The 256-nt window shown below is 54.7% G+C and carries 1 pseudogene; it reads right to left on the minus strand.

Annotated features, from left to right (window positions below):
- Window positions 1-39: 39 nt before the first annotated feature.
- Window positions 40-256: pseudogene (locus IT084_RS17850) on the minus strand (IS607 family transposase); the annotation flags it as partial.

Below are 256 nucleotides of genomic sequence, written 5' to 3' on the forward strand. Positions count from 1 at the left end.
AACTCGCCACAGACGGTGTATTTTATGCCGTCTTCCGGGTTAACTGTTTTCTTCTTTTTCGGCTTCTTCATCTTGCGACACTCCCGTGATCAGTTCCCGAAACCCCTGCCGGACTTTTTTGCCGCCCCCGGCTCCGTACAACCTGGCCGAAAAGGACGTGACTATGGCCAGCAAGTCCCGTACCAGTTCGGACTGGGCGTCTTCCGGTTCTTTTTCCGCGATGGCGATTGTTTCCACGCCGCAGTATTTCAGGTGC

The sequence above is a fragment of the Desulfallas sp. Bu1-1 genome (genome assembly GCF_015594625.1).
Lineage (GTDB): Bacteria > Bacillota > Desulfotomaculia > Desulfotomaculales > Desulfallaceae > JADNRQ01.